Genomic DNA, 17,902 nt, shown 5'->3' on the forward strand with positions numbered 1-17,902 from the left:
CCGACCAGCGACTATGCGAATTCGAGTGCGGTCAGGTCACGTTCACAAGCGGTCAGTAAAGCGGGCCTACGCTGGGCGGCCTGCCGCAATCGCGCCTCCAATTCCCCTACCCGACGGTCTGTTTCGACGAGTCGGGCGGTGCTCGAGGTCACCACATATTCGGTAAGCCGTTCCTCGGCTTCCACCAGGGCCGTCGCGACCCGCTGTTCCAGCTGCGCCTTCACGTTGACCAGCACGTCGGCGACCCATTGGCCGAGATGCGCGCGGTCGGCGAGTTCGCGGCGGGCTCGCACGACCCAGGCCGCGACGGCGGCGCCCAGCAGGAGACTGACCGGCACGATTCCGTATTCCAGGGCCTCCCAGAGGGCCAGCGGGGCCATCATCAGCCGGCCCAGCCCGAACCCGGCGGAGGCGCCCAGCGCGATCATCAGATGATCTTCGACACCCCGGCAGCGCGGATCCGGTCCGGCGCCCACCCGCGGCCGCCGATCTTCGTGTCGCACCCCGGGCGTGTCGGGGGCCGGGGGCGGTGTGTCCCCGGCGATTCCGACCGACCGCTCGACCAGGCCGGTCAACTCGGCGAGTCGCGTCCGCACCGCCCGGTCGATCTCCCGTGTGATCTTTTCCACTGCGTCCTGCAGAACGCGGGGATACGCCGGCTGCCGGGCGCGGGGCAGTCGTTCGATCTCCGCCCGCGCGCCGGTGTGCAGCCCGCGCACCCGCACCCCGACGTCGTGCACGAGATCCACGCGCGCCAAATGCAATCGATTCCGCAGCAGCGACATGGCGGGCCCGCGCCCGCCGTCCCCGACCGCGAGCAGGGCGGCCCGCTCGGCACGCAGTGCCGCGACATCCCCGCCGTCGCGCAGCTTCCCGAGCTCCAGTCCGATCCGTTCCCGGGTCTGGGCGAGCACCCGCGCACGCACCAGCGCTACCTGGTCCCCCACCGCCCCCGCGCCCGCCGCGGCCACCAGCCGGGCGTGCAGCAGCCCCAGACCCGACCGATCCGCCAGCGCCGCATCCCCGTTCGCCCGGGCCAGCGCCGCCAGGCGCGCCGAGACCGGAACGATGTCGACCGCCGTCCCGGCGCCCAGGACCCGCGCGTCCGCGGCGAGAACCGCCCGCCACTCCGCATGCGCGGCAAACCCCTCCAGCGCGAACACGATCCGTGTTCCCGCCGCCCGCAGCGCACACACCACCCCGACGGTCTCCCGACCGACCGGCGCCCCCGCCTCCAGAACGACACACGCCACGGCCACCGGCCGCCCGCCCGCGCGCCACGGAGCCCCCGCGCCCGAAACCCACGGCCCCGCAGCGCCCGAAACCCACGCCCCCGCTGCGGCCGCACCCGAAACGCACGTTCCCGCTTCCGCGCCGCCCTCGATCGCACCCGCACCCCTGACCACCGATTCCCTCGGCTCCGAATCGAATTCGACCGTCCCCCACCCCGCGCCCCCGCCGTCCACTACGTCCACCCGCGGCACACATCGAGCCAACTCGGCCCGCAACAGCGCCGCGCCCCATTCGTCCCCACCCAGCAACACCACTTCCCCACTTCGCCCGCACCCCCCGCTCCCCACGGCCAGCAACAAGGCCAGCCCGTGCGGGTTCCACCGCCCCACCACCTTCTCCACCCCCGGCTCCAACACCGCGACCCGCTCCGGCACCCCCGCCACCGGCTCGGCCGGCACGACCGACGTCTCTTGCGGCCGCACCGGCTGCTCCACGGGCACAGCCGCCCGCTCCGGCACGGACGTCACCGGCTCGGCAGTCACAACCGCCGACTCCCGCGGCCGCGCTGACAGCTCCGCAGGCACGGTCGCCCGCTCCGGCGCGGACGTCACCGGTTCGGCTGCGACAGCCCCCTCCCCCGCTGGGGTCAACCCCGCATCCGGTTCACCAACAGCCGTGCCCCCACCATCACCGAAGTGGACGAGCTCTCGCCGTTCTCGCCGTCCAGCCCGGCTTCGTTCCGTTCTGCTGCCGAACGCCGATCGGTCTGCTCCGCGTCCCCCGCCCCGCCCGCACTTCCCACCGATGGCAAGGCACACCGGTGCTCTGGCAAATCGAGCGTGCCGAACAACTGCCCACCGCTCCGAGGCGTCACCCCACCCGGCTCACCATCCCCGAGCTGCCCGGCCCCGCCCAACGACCCTCCCCCGTACGAGATCACCCGCCAACACCCGTAATTCGTCACCGAACCCGTCCCCGACTTGCCCCGGCCCAACTTGGGTGCCCGGATGCGTGGGCCGACTCATCGCAACGGTGTTCACCGTCCCGCCAAGGCTCGCGTCGGCTCGCACCGATGGCACACGACGCCGCACATTCGGACGGGCCCGCGCTCGTCCAACGACCCATCGCAAGGCCACCGGCAACCACGCACGCGAGGTGAACGGGGTCCCGAGCCTCGGGTCGTGCGGCCGGTCGCTCCATGCACGAGAGAAGCGGGCCGGCCGGGCGCCCCGATATGACGTCGGCCGTCGGCGTGGTGTCCAATGCCCGCCGGACAGTCCACGATCGAGCGCACCGCGCACGCAGGTGAACGGAGTCCCGAGCCTCGAGCGGTCATGCATGCCACGACAGGCAGGGTCGCCGAGCGACCACCCCGGAACGACGCCGGGCCGCCGAAGCGCCCGAAAGCTCACGAGGCAGTTCGCGATCCAGTGCAACCACGCTCGAGCCCGATCGAAGTCACCATCTGCGCCGATGGTCCGGCCGCTCAGCGCACGCCCCCAGCGGGTCGCGGGGCGGCGGGCCCGGCACGACGTCGGACCGCCGCCGAGGTGTCCGAAGCTCGCGGGGCAGTTCGCGATTCAGCGCTACCACGCCTCGAGCTGGTGGAGTCGGCACGTGGGTCGGTGGTGTGGGCCGCTCAGTCGAACGGTTCGGGAGGGGGTGGGGGGTGGGGTGGGGCGGACTCGGCGAGGCGGGTCGCGGCGGCCACGTAGCGGGTGTGGAGTTCCTCGTGGAGGGGGTCTATGCCGCTGGCGGAGTGGAGGATCTGGAGGAGGGGGCGGGGGTGGAGGGTGGGGGCGTGGTTCAGGGCGGTCAGGGCGCAGGCGACGCCGTAGAGGGTCCAGCGGTCCAGGAGGGTCTGGCGGGCTGGGGCGTCGGTGGCCAGGGACGGGTCCGTGAAGAGCTCGGGGAGGAGGGTGAAGGCGGGGGGCGTGTGGTGGCGGTGGCGGTGCAGGGTGTGCAGGTCGGCGGGGGTGAACGTGCCGGTGCGGGTGCGGGCGGCCAGGGCCGCCACCACGGGGAAGGTGCGGTGGCCGAGGACGCGGGTGAGGCGGTCCGCGACGGCGGCCGCGTCGGGCCAGCGGCAGCCGATGGCGTCGGCCTTGTTCAGGACCACGAGGGTGCGGGCCGGGGACAGGGTGGCGAGCAGGCGGCGGTCGGCCGAATTCGCGGCCCCGGGCAGGACGTAGAGGACGAGGTCGGCGTCCAGGATCGGATCGGCGCGACCCGGAACATCCAGCGGCGCCGTCTCCCGCGCCGACAGCAGGGACAGCGCGTCTCGCAGCGTCGACTTGCCGGCGCGCGCTCGGCCGGTGATCTGAATGCGCGGGGACGGCCCGTGCGGCACGCGCGCAGCCTAGCCCGGACCCGCTCGCGCACGCGGTGATTCGCGCTCGCCCGCCCGAAATGTGCCCTTCAACAGGACAAACCGACTCATACCACTGCGGGTCCAACTGTGCGACAGCGCAATTCATCGCGCACGGTCTTCCCACCCCCTCCGAAACCACCTACTGTTTCGATCCGGTCGGCGGCACCGCCGGCAGCGGTGCAGACGGTTCCCCCCGAGCCCGATGACCGGGACTCAGCGAGGAAGGTCGCCAGCAGCCGTGACCAAGCACAATGCCGACGGCGTGGACACCACACCGGCACATCCGGATTCCCTTACGGGACAGCCGGACTCGGCGGCACAGCGCCCCGACGCGAACCTGACCGCGGCCGCCGACCGCCGCGCCGCCGGCGCCGCCCGCCCGGTCCCGCCCGGCCGCGACCCCTTCTTCCACACCCCGCCGGGCCTGGCGATGCAGCCCCCGGGCACCATCCTGCGCACCCGCCCGGTCGAACTCGCCCTGCTCGGGGTGATCCCGCAGCAGGTCACGGCCTGGCAGCTGCTGTACCGCAGCAACGATCTGCACGGCCGCCCCGAGGTCGCCGTCACCACCGTCCTGCTGCCCCGGGGCGCGACCCCCGACGCGGCTCGCCCGCTACTGGCCTTCCAGTCCGCCCAGGACTCGGTGACCGATCGCTGCGCCCCGTCCTACGCCCTGCGGCGCGGCGCGCTCGCCCCCGGTTCGGTCACCCAGTGGGAGTGGATGCTGGTCGCCAACGCCCTGCGCCGCGGCTGGGCGGTGACCATCGCCGACCACGAGGGCCCCAAGGGCGGTTTCGGCGTGGCCCGTGAACCCGGCTACCGCACCCTCGACGGCATTCGCGCGGCCCTGCGTTTCGCCCCGCTCGGCCTGCGCCCGGAAACCCGGATCGGGGTGTGGGGCTATTCGGGCGGCGGCATGGCGAGTTCGTGGACGGTGGAGATGGCCCCGGAGTACGCCCCCGAACTCGATATCGCCGGTGCGGTGCTGGGCGCGCCGGTCGGCGACCCGGCCGCGGTCTTCCTGCGCCTGGACGGCGGCCTCTACGCCGGGTTCCCGGCGATCGTCATCGCCGCGCTGCAGCAGGCGTACCCGGTGCTCGCCGACGTGGTCCGCAAGGATTTCACCCCGGCCGGCCATCGCCTGCTGCGCCGCGTGGAGCAGTTGGGCCCGATCGCCGCGCTGCCGCTGCTGGTCGGCTGCCGCCTGGAGGACTACCTGCACCGCCCGCTGGCGCAGATCCTGCCCGAGCTCGAGGACATGTTCGCCGACATCCGCCTGGGCAACACCGCCCCGGCCTGCCCGATCCTGGTGGTGCACCCGGTCCGTGATCAGGTCATCCACGTGTCGGGCATCGACGCCCAGGTCGAGCGCTACCGGGCGAACGGCGCGGCGGTCTGGTACCTGCGGGATCGGCTCAGCGAGCATTTCTCGCTGCTGCCGCTGGCGACGCCCCTGACCCTGGATTGGCTGGCCGATCGGCTGGCGGGCAAAACTCTCAGCGAACCCACAACCGAGACCGTCTGGTCGGTGGCGCTGCCGCCCGCCCGCTGGCGCGGGCTGCTGGAATTGGCAACCACCGCAATGCGAGTCACGCTGGGGCTCTCGCTCGCGCAGCAGTCGCCGCAGGTCGCCGCCGAGGCGCCGGGTCTGGCGGCCTGAGCGCCGATACGCTCCCCAACACGTAGTCGATTGCTGCGGTAACTACTCAATACTGGACAATGGACGCCGTGAACGACGCCGCGAACCACACTGCCGAGTCAGTCCCCGGGCCGCGGTCCGCCGACCACGCGGGTGCGGACGCGCACCCCGGCGCGGGTGTGGATCGTCCCCGCGACAATCGTCTGTACCCCCGGGTAACGAGCTTCCGGTCCCGCCGGGGCGCCCTGACCCAGCCGCAGCAGCAGTCCTGGGAGCGCATGTGGCCCGCCATCGGCCGCGAGGTGTCCCAGGACAAGCTCGACGCCGACGAGTGGTTCGGCCGCAGCGCCCCGCTGATCATCGAAATCGGCTGTGGCACCGGCACCGCCACCGCGGCGATGGCCCAGGCCGAGCCGGAATTCAATCTCATCGGGGTCGAGGTCTACCGCCCGGGTCTGGCACAGCTGGTGCAGCGCATCGAGCGCGAGTCGATCGACAACATCCGGCTGCTGCGCGGCGACGCGGTCTCGGTCCTCGAGCACATGATTGCTCCGGAGTCGCTGACAGGTGTCCGAGTGTTCTTCCCGGACCCCTGGCCGAAGGCTCGGCACCACAAGCGCCGGCTGCTGCAGCCCACCACGCTGACACTCATCGCCAGTCGGCTGCGTCCGGGCGGCGTGTTGCACGTCGCGACCGATCACGCGGATTACGCGGAACACATTGCCGAAGTCGGCGCGGGAGAATCGCAGCTCATCGGCATGAATGCAACCACGGGCGGGGACCCGGCGCAGTATCTTGAAAACGCACCGATCGGTTTTGAACGCCCGATTACCAAGTTCGAGGGCAAAGGACTCCGCGCGGGTAGCGCGATCAACGAGTTCATCTGGGGGAAGATCGAATCATGAGCGTCAGTGAGATGGCCCCGGAGGTCGCGGATGTTGCCGGAATAATGCACGGCGCCGGGTCGTCGGAACTAACCGGCAACACGAGCCTCTCGGGCACCGGATCGGACGTGCGCCGAGTTCTCCTCGTGTGGGACGCCCCCAATTTGGATATGGGACTGGGAGCCATTCTCGGTGGCCGCCCGACCGCCGCCTATCGCCCGCGTTTCGACGCACTGGGTCGTTGGCTGCTCGCCCGGACCGCCGAACTCTCGGTCGGCAGTCGCACCCGCGTGGAACCCGAAGCCACCGTTTTCACCAACATCGCGCCCGGCACCGCCGACGTGGTGCGCCCCTGGGTGGAGGCGCTTCGCAATGTCGGCTACGCAGTCTTCGCAAAACCCAAAATCGATGAAGATTCCGACGTCGACAGCGATATGCTCGCCCATATCGAGCTACGCCGCCGCGGCGCGGGGCTGGCCGGAATCATGGTCGCCTCCGCCGATGGCCAGGCGTTCCGCGCACCACTCGAGGAAATAGCCGCCAGCGGCGTTCCCGTCCAGGTGCTGGGATTCCGCGAGCACGCGAGTTGGGCGGTCACGTCGGATATTCTCGAGTTCATCGATCTCGAGGACATCCCGGGCGTGTTCCGTGAACCGCTGCCCCGGGTCAGTCTCGAGTCGCTGCCCGACGAGGGAGCATGGCTGCAGCCGTTCCGGCCGCTGTCAGCGCTGCTCACCTCCCGCCCCGCTCAAGGAGTCGCTTAGTGTTCACCCGCTGGGGCGACCTGGTCTACAAACTGCGCTTCACAGTTCTGGGCTTGGCGATCGCCGGGTTTCTCGGGCTCGGCGCCTTCGGGCTCGGGGTAGAGAGCCATCTCAGCTCCAGCGGCTGGTTCAACCCGCATTCCGAGTCGACCAAGGCGGCGGTCCTGCAGGACCAGACCTACGGCCGCGATCACAACAGCGACATCGTGCTGCTGTTCAGCGCGCCCGAGGGCAAGACGATCGACGACCCGGAGTGGAGCGCGAAGGTCGTCGAGGCCCTCAATCGGCTGCCCGAGGAATACCCCGAGATCTCCAAGGTCAACGGGTCGTACTGGCGGACCACCACCGGCGAGTACTCGCCGAGCTTCTTCGGTTCCAAGGACAAGAAGCACGCGTTCGCCACCCTCGCCCTGGCGGGCAACAACGACAACGACATGCTGCGCAGCTACAAGGCCGTGCAGAACGCCTTCGAGATCCCGGACGTCACGGTCGAGGTCGCGGGCATGCAGCCGATCGCGTTCACGCTGAACGACACCATCTCCAGCGACGTCAAGCGCATGGAGATGCTGGCGCTGCCGGCCGTCGCGGTGCTGCTGTTCCTCATCTTCGGCGGCATCGTGGCCGCCTCGCTGCCGCTGATCATCGGCGGTCTGACGATCATCGCCTCCAACGGCATCATCATGGGCCTGACCAAGTTCACCGAGGTGAACTCGTTCGTCATGGCCGTGGTGTCGATGATCGGCCTGGGCCTGGCGATCGACTACGGCCTGTTCATCGTGAGCCGTTTCCGCGAGGAACTGGCCGAGGGCTACGACACCAGGGCGGCGGTCCGGCGCTCGGTGCAGACCGCGGGCCGCACCGTGTCCTCCTCGGCCACCATGATCATCGCCGCCAGCGCGGGCATGCTGCTGTTCCCGCAGGGCTTCCTCAAGTCCGTCGCCTACGGCACCATCGCCGCCGTGCTGCTGGCCATGGTCTCCGCGCTCACCGTGCTGCCCGCGATCCTGGGCATTCTCGGCCCGCGCGTGGATGCGCTGGGGCTGAAGTGGATTCGCAAGACCAAGACCGCCGAAGAGGTGGAGAACGGCCTCTGGGGCCGGCAGACCGCCTGGGTCATGAAGCATCCGCTCAAGGTCGCGATTCCGCTGACCATCGTGCTGCTGCTGCTCATCATTCCGGTGAAGAATCTGCAGTTCGGCGGTATCAGCGAAACCTATCTGCCGCCGGACAACAAAGTTCGTGTGGCACAGGAACATTTCGACGAGATCTTCCCGCTGCGTAAATCCGATCCGGTGCAGCTGGTCATCGTCACCGACAATTCCCGCGATATCGGCGCGATTCTCACCCAGGCCAATCAGGCTCCGGGACTGGTGAAGAACTCCCAGTTCGGCATTCCGGCGAAACCGCCGAACGGCTCGAACGTGTGGAAAACCGAAGCCACCGTGGTGACGCCGGATCATCCCGAGGAGACCGTGGATTATCTGCGGTCGATGGATGTGCCCGAGGGCGCGGAGGTGATGGTCACCGGGCAGCCGGTCATGATGATGGACAGCATCAATTCGCTGCTGGACATCATGCCGATCATGATCGCCCTGGTGCTGCTGATCACCACGATCCTGATGTTCCTCACCTTCGGATCGCTGGTGCTGCCGCTCAAGGCCGCGCTCATGAGCGCGCTGGGCCTTGGCTCCACGCTGGGCATCCTGACCTGGATCTTCATCGACGGGCACGGCGCGGGGCTGCTCAACTTCACCCCGCAGCCGATCATGTCGCCGATTCTGGTGTTGATCATCGCGATCATCTACGGCCTGTCGATCGACTACGAGGTATTCCTGTTGTCGCGCATGGTCGAAGCGCGGGCGCAGGGGGCGAGCACCACCGAGGCGGTCCGCATCGGCACCGCCCAGACCGGCCGCATCATCACCGCGGCCGCGGCCATCCTGCTGGTGGTGACGGGCGCGTTCGCCTTCTCCGAACTGGTGATGATGCAGTACATCGCCTACGGCATGGTGGCCGCGCTGCTCATCGACGCGACCGTGCTGCGCATGCTGCTGGTGCCCGCCACCATGAAGCTGCTCGGCGACGACTGCTGGTGGGCTCCGGCCTGGATGAAGAAGGTGCAGGAGAAGATCGGGCTCGGTGAGCCGATCCTCGACGACGAGCGGCCGGGCGGCGGCGAAGTGGTCGACCTGGTCAAGACCACGCCCATCACCGATCCGGTCACCATGCAGATGCCCGCGCTGACCGACAGCCAGGCGATTCCGCGCATTCGCCGGCCCAAGCCCGCGCGCATGATCGACATCGACGTGGACGGCAACGCACCGACCCAGCAGATCAGCGATGTGAAGGCGCCGGGGACGGGCAAGACCGGGGACGCCGCCGCACCCGGCGGGGACGCCGCACCGGCCAAGCCGATCGGCGCGGCCGCACCCGGCGCGGCCAACGGCGTTCCCGCACAGCCGAACAACGGCGCCGGGAACGGCTTCACCCGCACCCCCGGGCACGGTGTCACCCCGCGCACGGTCGCGCAGCCGGGACGCGAGTCCGCGGCGGGGCAGCCGGGACGCGAGTCCGCCGAGCCCGGTTCCGCCCGGGGCCGGGACGCGGGTTTCGCGCAGCCGCCCAAGCCCGTGAATCCCGTGATTCCGGCCGTATCCCAGTCGGATTCGAAGCCCGCGCCCGCGCATCCGATCGGCGCGGAGCGTGTGCTGCCCCCGCCCGGCAGCAACATCCCGCCGCATCCGGCGACCCGCGCGCAGCTGTATCAGCCCGGGGCCGATCCGGCCGCACCGGCGGATTCCGGTGCGGAGCAACCGCATCCGGCCCACCATTCGCTCGACGATCAGCCGGCCGGGGACGGTCGCAGCAACATCGAGCAGTGGATGTCGGATCTGCGGTCCGCGCGCCGCCCGGCCGAGCAGCCGGACGACGAGGGCAAGCATCGGGGCAGCGACGGTCGCACCGTCAGCGTGAACGAATTGCTGCGCAGGCAGAACCGGGACTGATTCCCGCAGGCGACGAAAGCCCGGCCGTGCGTCGCACGGCCGGGCTTTCTCGTCGGATCAGGTTGCGGACGGGGTGGATTGGGCCGACTCGGCGAAGGCCCGGGCGTAGCGGGTGCCCGCCAGCAGCAGGAGCACGCCCACCACCAGGAAGGCGCCCGCGCGCACCAGTCCGTCCAGCGTGGCCAGGTCGAACAGGAACAGCTTGGCGAGCGAGGCCGCGGTGACCAGCAGGCCGGCCGCGAGCGCCACCTTGGCCGCCTGCGGGGTGCGGGCGAGCCTGCGCAGGCCGTAGAGCAGCGCGGTGGTGGCGGCGGCCATCCAGATGACGGTGGCGATGCCGTGCCCGGCGAGGAAGCCGTCGCGGCTGCCGGTGGCGACGCCCGCCGAGACGGTCAGCGCGGTCACCGCGTAGAGGGCCGCGATGCCGCCCACGACCCCGAGCGCGCTGGCGTCGCTCTCGGAGTCGGCCAGCCCGAGGCGGCGGGCGCACCGGAACCCGGCGGCGAGCACCGCGAGCGCGGCCACCGCGGCGAGGGCGGTCGAAATCCCCAGGTAGCGTTCGGCATCGGCCTGGGTGGCGAGCGTGGACGGGCTGACCCGCTCCAGGAAGGCCAGGGTGCCGATGACCGCGAAGGCCGCCCCGAGGCCGGTCGCCAGGCGCGAGCGCTGCTGCCCGGCCACCGCCAGGAAGCCCAGTGCCGCAAGGTAGAGCGCGATCGGCAGGGTCTGCACCCGCGTCACCCCGACGCACGCCTCGAGCAGGGCGCAGGACCCGGCCACGGCGGCGACGGCCGCGAGATGACCCGGAATGCGCACGCGCTCCGCGAGTTTCGCGGCCCACGGCAATGCGGCGACGAGCAGCAGCCCCGTGGCGAAGACCGCGGCCACGATCACCGAGGTACGGCGCTCGAACATGGCCGGCGCGGCCAGCAGCGGCACCGTCGCCACGGCGAAGGTCAGACTCGCGGTCAGGTCGCCGGCGCGCTTGCGCAGCACCACCAGCGCACCCGCCAGGCCGATCACGGCGACGGCGACGGCGGCGGCCAGGACCTCGTAGCGGTGGCCGCGCGCGGCGTCGCCCAGCGCGGCCACGGCCACGGCGAAGAAGGTGGCCAGCGCCGCGGGCAGGGTCCGCACCAGGTGCAGCCACGGCCAGTCCCGCACCACCTGCACGGGCACCGCGGCGAGCTGCAGCACGATCAGGAACACCAGCAGCGCGATTCCGGTGGCGACCGACGGCGACAGCAGCGCCGCGCCGAGCACGACCAGCACCGCCAAAGCCTGTGCACGCCAGTGCATCGCGAGCGCGACACCGCCCGCCGCGATCCCCAGCGCGACCCCGTACCCGATGACCGGATGCAGCCAGCCGTACACGGCGGTCACCGCGACGACGGTCAGGTATCCCCCGGCGATACCCGTGGCCGCCAGCGCGACCGCGCCCACCTGTCCGCCGGCCCGTCCGTGCACGCGCACGGCCACACCCACCAGCGCGGCCGAGAACACGGCCCCCGCGACAACTCTCGGCACCGGCCCGAAGATCCCGGCCTGCGCCGCCAGCACCAGCAGCATCACCACGCCGATGAGGGTGACCCCGACCCCCGCCACCGCCAGCAGTCGGCTGACCACCCCTTCGCGCTGCCACCACGGCGTCCGCACCGGTCGCGGCGGAACCCGTCGCGGGCCCTGCGGCGGCGGCATGGCCCCGTACACCGGCTGCCCCACCGCCCCGGCCCGCGGCGGCCCGCCCATCCACCCGGCGCGCGTCTGCCCCGGCATGCCCGCGGGCGCCCCCGGATAGCGCGGCGCTCCCCCGAACTGCGGCGGTAGCGCTCCCCCGGGCGGCGGCACCGGCGCACCCGCCGGAACCTGCCAGGCGGAGGCACCCGCTCCGGCCTGTCCCGGCCCCGCGGGCACCGCGCCGGGAGTACCCGAACCACCCTGCGGAATCGGCTCCGCCGCAGCGGTTTCGAACGAAGCGCCGGTGGAGCTCGGTACACCGGAGCTCGTGGCGGCAGCGGCCGGGGCCGGTCGCGCCCATTCTCCGGGCGGCGGCACCGGACCGCCCGCCACGGGGATCGGGGCGGGCGGGGTGACTGGCTGATGCGGCGCGAAAACCGTTGTCGCGGCGGCATCCTGGGCGGTCTGACCGGCACGATCGGCGACGAGCTGGCCGCGCAGGACCTCGAGGTCCCGGCCGAGGGTGCTCATGTGGTCGCTGAGCGAGGTGAATTCGGTCGACAGCCGAGCGATCAAACGGGGATCGATGGCGGTATTCATGCAGCTAAGCCTCGCTACCAGCGGCTTCACCCACATGAGTAGAAACCCCCGCCACCCGCCCGATTCCTACCCCAACTACGCGAAACGCTCCCTGATCATCGGTCACGCACGAGAATCGCTGTCGAAAGGAGGCGACGATGACGCGAGATTCGAGCGAGCACGGGGACGATCCGCCGGTCGACCCGGACGCGGTTCCCCGCACTACGGAGACGGCTGCCGAAACCACCGATGCGGCGCGCGCCGAGCTCCGGAAGAAGCTCGCGGCCTGGATCAAGACCGGCGGGCTACAACAGCTCGCCGAGTAGCGAGCCACCCGATGCGAGTCGGGTCGATGCGAGTCGGGTCGATCAGGCGGACCGGTAGGCGGCGGCGCGGGTCGGGGTGCGCAGATCTCGGCGAATAGGACGTGCTCTACAGCGTTCGACGCGCCACCGAACTCGAGCGAGTCAGGCACAATCTTCGCGGCTTCGACTAGCAATCGACGCCCGACGACGCCTGGGATCGCGTGAACAAGGTTCGGATCCAACGCATTCGGGTCGGCAATCACCGCGTCGTGTCGCCGCCCGGCCCGGCGGTGGCGGCTGTCGCGGAGCGGCCCTGGCGGGTCGTGCACACCACGACGGAGATTTCGACATGATCGCCGAGGGCGCCGCGGAGCCCGCCCTCCGGATCGGCGCCGCCAGTCAGGCCGACTGACGGCCGGCGGCGCGGGTCAGGGTGGCTCGGACCTCGGCGATTATGCGGGTGGGGGCCTCGAGCATCGGGACGTGGCCTACGCCGGTGAGGGGGCGGACGTCGAGGGTGGGGGTGGTGGGGAGGGTGGGGTAGAGGTGGGCGGGGAGGATCCGGTCGTGTTGGGGGAGCAGGATCGTGACGGGGGTCGTCAGGGATTCCAGGGCCGTGAAACCGGTGGGGAGCAAAGGGTCTCGGGTCAGGTCCGTGGTTATAGTGCAGCGGGTCACGGCGGCGGCCATCGCCTTCGCGAGTTGGTTGGGGACCGCGGCGGGGCGGTGGGCCAGCAGGGGGAGCAGCAGGCTGCGGAGCATCGTGGGCATGGCGGGCGGTTGATCGGTGGAGATGCCGACCACGGGGCCGAAGACCAGGAACTTGCGCAGCAGGGCGTCGGCGGCCTGCGGGGTGCGCCACAGGCCCGCGGGTGCGATGGCGGTGACCGAGCGGGCGCGGCCGCGCGCGGCCAGTTCCAGGGCGAGCCAGCCGCCGAGCGAGTTTCCGACCATATGCGCTGTGGGCCAGCCCGCTTCGTCGAGCAGGGCCTCGGCGAAGTCGGCGAGCGCGGCGACGGTGACCGGGCGCGCGGGTTCGGGACCGCCGTAGTGCCCGGGCAGGGTCGGGGCCAGGATCTCGTGATCGGTGGCCAGATCGTCGATGACCGGAATCCAGGACTGCCAGGTCAGCAGCACCCCGTGCAACAGCAGCAGCGGTTCGCCGCGGCCGGTGCGCACCAGTGGTTTCGGAATAGCGCCCGCCGCCCCGCCTTCGACCATGCGCGTGAGGATACCCGCCGGAACCCCGCGGTGCCGCAGCCCATTCGGGCCGCGGACGTCAGGCCCCGTTGAGGAATCGACGCCAGTTCGTGCCGAAGGGATGCTTGGCGGTGATCGATCCGAAGCGGATGTCCCCGTGCACGATCAGGTGCAGCGGGCCCATGGGCGGGCCGGTGCGGACCTTGTTGTTCGCGGAGGATCCGACCAGGTCGACGCCGTTCACGTCGACGGTCGCCGCGCCCGGCACGATGAGTTCGATCGAGCTGAAGTAGCCGCTCAGCCGGATCTCCACCACCTGCGTGGACATGATGGCCTGGGTGAAATCGAGGGTGACCCCGCCCATGAAACTCTCCACCGTCAGCGCCGGCGGCACCTGCCAGGTGCCCTTGCGCGTGACCCCGGACATGCGCGCCCGAATCACGTTGCCGGACATCGGCGGCCGCGGATTCGTCAATTGTGCGGCGGCGGTGGCGAATTCGGTGGCGAACTGCGCGCGGCCGCCCGCGAAGGGCCGCGGAGCGGAGTGGACCCGCGCGTTCGGGTAGTGCGGCGCGGGTCCCGGTTGCCCGGCCAGGCGGATGCCGGGCAGATCGACCAGCACGGCGTTGAGCTCGCCGCGCGTCTTGGCCGCCAGCGCGGTGTCCATCCGCTCGGTGAATTCGCCCAGGGACAGCATGCCCAGGCCCACCGCGCGTTGCAGCAGCGTTCCGACGTGTTCGCGTTCGGCATCGCCCACGCGCAGATCGCGATCGCCGATCACGCCCGTCTCGATGCCGGATTCAGGGCCACCCATGCCTTCGAGGCTAGCGAGCCGGGGGTGGTGCGCGCATCAGGGCAATCCCTGAATCCCGCCCGTCACCCGGGGATCGCCCGCCCTATTCCAGGCCCTGTTCGATGGCGTAGCGCGTGAGTTCCACCCGGTTGCCGAGCTGGAGTTTGCGCAGCGTGGACTGCACGTGGTTCTCGACCGTCCGATGGCTGAGGTTCAGGCGGGTGGCGATCTGCCGGGCCGAGAGACCCTTGGCCACCATGCGCAGCACCTCGGTCTCCCGGTCGGTGAGCGCGGGCCGGTGCGGTTCGTCCCGGTCGGCGGGGGTGTTCGCGATGCGCCGGAACTCCCCCAGGACGAGCCCGGCCAACCCGGGGGTGAAGACGGCCTGACCGGCGGCGGTGGCCCGCACCGCGTCGGTGAGTTCGGTCGCCGAGGCGCTCTTGACCAGGTAGCCGATGGCCCCGGCCTTGATGGCGTCGAGCACGTCGTCGCGTTCGGCCGAGGCAGAGAGCACCAGCACGTGGGTGCGCGGCGCGACCCGCAGTACCTCACCGGTGGCGTCCGCGCCGTTGCCGTCGGGCAACTGCATGTCCATGAGCACGACGTCGGGCTGGACGGCTGCGGCCCGGCGGCCCGCGGACGCGACGCCGTCCGCGGTGGCGACCACGTCGAATCCGGCCTCGGCGAGGTCGCGGGCGACGCCGTCGCGCCAGATCGGGTGGTCGTCGACCACCATGACCGTGATCGGCCGGGTTTGTTCGGACATGTGCACCTCCGGTCCCATTGTGAGTCATCGCCGCCGCGGATGGTCACCGGCGCCGGGGCACCCGGAACTCCCATTCCGCGCCGTCGTCCGCCTCGTCCGGCCCGGCCACCTCGAACAGCAGGTGCGCGGTGCCCTCGATGGCGGCGATGCGCCCGACGATCGACCTCGAAACCCCCATGCGCCCTTGTCCTTCGGCTTCGGCGAGCCGGCCGGACGGAATTCCCGGCCCGTCGTCGCGCACGCTGATGATGAGTTCCTCGCCGGTATCCTCCAGCAGCACATAGGCTTTCGCGCCGGGTCCGGCATGCTGCACCACGTTGGCGAGCGCGGCGGCGACCGCGGCCGAGATCTCGCGGGCTTCCCAGCGCCCGAACGGCACCGGTTCGCCGGGCGTGGAGACCAGGACCGAGGGCGTGGCCTGGGCGGTGAGCAGCGGCCGCAGGTCCACCTCCGGCCCGCCGGCGTCCGAGCGTTCGCCCTGCTCGGAGATGAGCACCCGCAGCGCGACCTCCTGCTCCCCCGCGCGCTGCGCCAATTCGGCTGTCGGGCCGCCGATCTCGGTGCCGCGCCGTTTGATGTAGCTGAGCACCTGGAGCACGCCGTCGTGCACCTCGCGGGCCAGTCGCTCGCGTTCCTGGGCCGCGGCGGTGAGCCGTACCGCGCGCTGCAACTGGGCCTGGGCGCGCCGGGCGGTGTTGGCGGCCAAGCCGATCGCGAGTCCCACCGAGACCAGCACCGGCGCGGTGGCGTCCCGCCAGATGTCGAGTTCCCACTGCTCACGGGCGGTGATGATGGCTGCGGAGATGAGCAGCCCGGACGTGACGCCGCCGAACGGCCCCCACAGGATCGCCGAGGACATGACCGCGTTGGCGGCCCACAGCGTGGTGGGCAGGGTCTGATGTCCGTGGTACCAGTCGAAGTCCGAGACCAGCCGGGTGGCGAAGATGAGCGCGACGACCACCACGTGGTCGCCGATGACGACGGTGGTCCGCACCCGGCGCAGATTGTGAATCCGCCACTGCGACAACATGACCGCCGATACGCCGGACCACACCGCCATGAGCGCGATGAGCACCCAGCTCAGCCGCTGATTGGTGTAGTACGACACCGAGGCCGCCTGCTGGCCGACCGCGTAGATCAGGGTGACCAGCCGGAACGCCTGCGCGGCCCGCCACAGCGGTGAGGTGGCGGCGTCGTCGGAGGCGGGTTCAGCCGGGCGTGTCACCGGCGGCGCCCGGCTCGGCGGCGGGCGCGGACGCGGTCCGTCCGCTCTCGGTCACCGCGCTCGTCACCCCCGGTTCGGGCAGTCGATAACGATTCGGGTCGGGCGTGTCGGGCTCGGCCGCGAACATCCGCTCGTGCGGGTCCCCGGTGTGCAGATCTTGATACAACTCGTCGGGCGAGTCGGCCAGCAGCGAGCGCATGGCGGTGTTGAGCACGGCCACGAACGGCACCGCGAGCAGACCGCCCGCGATGCCCGCGAGCACCACGCCCGCGGCGATGGCGAGCACGACGGCCAGCGGGTGGATGCGCACCGCGCGGCCCATCAGCAGCGGTTGCAGCACATGCCCTTCCAGCTGCATGACCGCGATGGTGATGCCCAGGACGATGAGCGCGGTGACCAGGCCCTTGGTCATGAGGGCGATGAACACCGCGACCGACCCGGCGATGAAGGAGCCGATGATCGGGATGAACGCGCCGATGAACACCAGCGAGGCCAGCGGCAGCGCCAGCGGGACCTGCAGAATCGCCAGGCCCGCACCGATGCCGATCGCGTCGACCGCGGCCACCAGCACGGTGGCGCGGACGAATCCGGTGAGGGTGCCGAAGCCCAGGCGCCCGGCGGCGCGAACCCGGTCGCGCTGGCCGCGCGGCACCACCCGGGTCATGAATTCCCAGATCTGGTCGCCGCCGTAGATGAAGAAGATGAGAATGAACAGCGTCAGGAACGCGCCGGTGAAGAACTCGCCGATCACGGTGGCGGTGGTGAGCGCGCCGTTGGTGAGCGTGGCCTGATTCGATTCGATCGTCTTGACGATGGTGTCGCCCGCGTTGCGAATCTGCTCGTTGCTCATGTGCAGCGGGCCGTTGATCAGCCAGTCCTGGATCTCGTGCACGCTGTCCTTGAATTCGTCGGACAGCTGCGGCACGCCGACCACGAACTGTTCGACGACGAAGGTCATGATGCCGGCGAGCAGTCCGAGCGATCCGGTCAGCGCGACGAACACCCCGAGCGAACGCGGAACGCCCAGGCGCTGGATCCAATCCACGAGCGGGGAGAGCAGGGCCGCGCCCAGCAGGGCGATGGAGAGCGGAATGGTGACGGCCGAGAGCCGATGCGCCATCCACGCCACGGTCAGAATGGCGGCCAGGATGAGCAGCAGCCGCCAGCTCCATTCGGCGGCCTCGCGCACCAGCGGGTGCACCGCGTCCGAATCCCGTTTGCGCGCCGTCTTCGGCTGATCGGCGTGCCCGTCCCCCGCTTGCACCTCGCTCACCCCCCGAACCCTACTGTGTCCGAATTGACCCGCGCTGTCGCGAACGCGCCGCCGTTCATCCCGTCCGCTCATGCCTTTTCCCTCTCACGCGACGTCACACCCGATTTCAGGTGTATCCGCTCCGGGGAATGGGTAACCCCGAATTCGGCTCTCCGTCCAACCGCCCGCCCGCATACGCGAGTCCGGCG

General features: G+C 70.9%; 13 protein-coding genes. 5 read left to right on the forward strand and 8 right to left on the reverse strand.

The genetic code is table 11. The features are described 5' to 3' along the window. Window positions 1-11: 11 nt before the first annotated feature. Window positions 12-1,775 carry a hypothetical protein gene (locus tag ACFVBH_RS31765; protein WP_379007326.1) on the reverse strand — a complete coding sequence of 588 codons (1,764 nt, stop codon included), beginning with the start codon at window positions 1,773-1,775 and terminating at the stop codon, window positions 12-14. A gap of 1,097 nt (window positions 1,776-2,872) precedes the next feature. Beyond that, a complete protein-coding gene (locus tag ACFVBH_RS31770; protein WP_354989885.1) occupies window positions 2,873-3,583 on the reverse strand; it encodes a hypothetical protein in 711 nt (236 codons plus the stop codon). A gap of 259 nt (window positions 3,584-3,842) precedes the next feature. On the opposite strand from ACFVBH_RS31770, the gene ACFVBH_RS31775 reads away from it, so the two are divergent. From ACFVBH_RS31775 to ACFVBH_RS31790, 4 genes are read left to right on the forward strand one after another with little or no spacing between them, the layout of a single operon-like run. Next, on the forward strand, window positions 3,843-5,264 hold the full coding sequence (locus tag ACFVBH_RS31775; protein ID WP_379007330.1) for a lipase family protein: 1,422 nt from the start codon (window positions 3,843-3,845) through the stop codon (window positions 5,262-5,264). Window positions 5,265-5,323: 59 nt separating this feature from the next. Continuing rightward, window positions 5,324-6,148 (forward strand): tRNA (guanosine(46)-N7)-methyltransferase TrmB, encoded by an 825-nt coding sequence (gene trmB / locus ACFVBH_RS31780; protein WP_354989887.1) that lies wholly within the window; start codon window positions 5,324-5,326, stop codon window positions 6,146-6,148. Continuing rightward, entirely contained in the window at window positions 6,145-6,891 is a 747-nt protein-coding gene (locus tag ACFVBH_RS31785) for an NYN domain-containing protein (RefSeq protein WP_354989888.1), read from the forward strand. Before trmB ends, ACFVBH_RS31785 begins: the two co-directional genes overlap by 4 nt. Continuing rightward, the gene (locus ACFVBH_RS31790) at window positions 6,891-9,896 is read left to right on the forward strand and encodes an MMPL family transporter (RefSeq protein WP_379007334.1); all 3,006 of its coding nucleotides are present in this window, start codon (window positions 6,891-6,893) and stop codon (window positions 9,894-9,896) included. Before ACFVBH_RS31785 ends, ACFVBH_RS31790 begins: the two co-directional genes overlap by 1 nt. Before the next feature lie 57 nt (window positions 9,897-9,953). On the opposite strand, the gene ACFVBH_RS31795 is transcribed toward ACFVBH_RS31790, so the two are convergent. Continuing rightward, window positions 9,954-12,173, reverse strand: a complete 2,220-nt coding sequence (locus ACFVBH_RS31795) for a DUF2339 domain-containing protein (protein ID WP_379007337.1) — start codon at window positions 12,171-12,173, stop codon at window positions 9,954-9,956. Between the two features lie 137 nt (window positions 12,174-12,310). On the opposite strand from ACFVBH_RS31795, the gene ACFVBH_RS31800 reads away from it, so the two are divergent. Further along, window positions 12,311-12,478 carry a hypothetical protein gene (locus ACFVBH_RS31800; protein ID WP_379007339.1) on the forward strand — a complete coding sequence of 56 codons (168 nt, stop codon included), beginning with the start codon at window positions 12,311-12,313 and terminating at the stop codon, window positions 12,476-12,478. Between the two features lie 378 nt (window positions 12,479-12,856). Here ACFVBH_RS31800 and ACFVBH_RS31805 read toward each other — a convergent pair whose 3' ends face one another. From ACFVBH_RS31805 to ACFVBH_RS31825, 5 genes are all read right to left on the reverse strand, one after another. After that, entirely contained in the window at window positions 12,857-13,678 is an 822-nt protein-coding gene (locus tag ACFVBH_RS31805; RefSeq protein ID WP_379007342.1) for an alpha/beta fold hydrolase, read from the reverse strand. A gap of 58 nt (window positions 13,679-13,736) precedes the next feature. Then, window positions 13,737-14,435 (reverse strand): DUF1707 domain-containing protein, encoded by a 699-nt coding sequence (locus ACFVBH_RS31810; protein ID WP_354989910.1) that lies wholly within the window; start codon window positions 14,433-14,435, stop codon window positions 13,737-13,739. 118 nt (window positions 14,436-14,553) lie between these two features. Then, window positions 14,554-15,216 (reverse strand): response regulator transcription factor, encoded by a 663-nt coding sequence (locus ACFVBH_RS31815; protein WP_354989893.1) that lies wholly within the window; start codon window positions 15,214-15,216, stop codon window positions 14,554-14,556. A 43-nt stretch (window positions 15,217-15,259) separates the two neighbouring features. Beyond that, window positions 15,260-16,441 carry a MacS family sensor histidine kinase gene (gene macS / locus ACFVBH_RS31820; RefSeq protein ID WP_379007346.1) on the reverse strand — a complete coding sequence of 394 codons (1,182 nt, stop codon included), beginning with the start codon at window positions 16,439-16,441 and terminating at the stop codon, window positions 15,260-15,262. Continuing rightward, entirely contained in the window at window positions 16,425-17,705 is a 1,281-nt protein-coding gene (locus ACFVBH_RS31825; RefSeq protein WP_354989911.1) for an AI-2E family transporter, read from the reverse strand. Before ACFVBH_RS31825 ends, macS begins: the two co-directional genes overlap by 17 nt. Window positions 17,706-17,902: the final 197 nt, after the last annotated feature.

Origin of the sequence: Nocardia sp. NPDC057668, assembly GCF_042799795.1 — a bacterium.
Lineage (GTDB): Bacteria > Actinomycetota > Actinomycetes > Mycobacteriales > Mycobacteriaceae > Nocardia.